1 protein-coding gene is annotated in these 626 nt (G+C 45.4%); it reads right to left on the bottom strand.

Annotation, left to right across the window (positions count from 1 at the left end; all coding sequences use genetic code 11):
* The coding region (locus G3R48_RS17175) for a VCBS domain-containing protein (RefSeq protein ID WP_212593434.1) at positions 1 to 626 on the bottom strand (626 nt) is incomplete at both ends.

The raw sequence follows: 626 nt of genomic DNA, 5'->3' as shown, positions 1-626 counted from the left end.
GTATCTTCAGAGACACTGATTCTATCGTTTTGGGCAACAGGGCCATCGTTAGCACCAACAATGGTGATAGTAATGTTGTGAGTGGCAGTGCCATCTGCTGAAGTTACTGTGATCGTACGCGTTAAGGTTTCGCCTTCAGTTAGCGATTGCACATCGATATGATCGTTGTTTAAGACATAATCCCAATTGCCGTCAGCATCAATACTAAATGAACCGTAATTACCATCCGCAACATCGGTTTGCACTTGGAATACCGCTTGACCGTCATCGACATCGCTAATGGTTAATGTGCCAGAAACTGCTTCTACGGTATTACTGTCCGCATCGCTTGTACCATCTTCGGTGACAGTCGCACTATCTGAATCGCCATTAGCTAAATCCACTGTAATATCAGCCGGATCGTTAGCACCAACAATGGTGATAGTGATGTTGTGGGTTGCAGTGCCATCTGCAGAAGTTACAGTAATTGTACGGGTTAAGGTTTCGCCTTCAGTCAGTGATTGCACATCGATATGGTCGTTGTTTAGTACGTAATCCCAGTTACCGTCAGCATCGATTGAGAAGCTACCGTAATTGCCATCTGCAACATCAGTTTGTACTTGGAATGCGGCTTGACCGTCATCGAC

Source organism: Shewanella intestini (assembly GCF_018221465.1).
Lineage (GTDB): Bacteria > Pseudomonadota > Gammaproteobacteria > Enterobacterales > Shewanellaceae > Shewanella > Shewanella intestini.
Note: the sequence above shows the minus strand (reverse complement) of the source record. Positions and strands in the feature narration are given on the sequence as shown.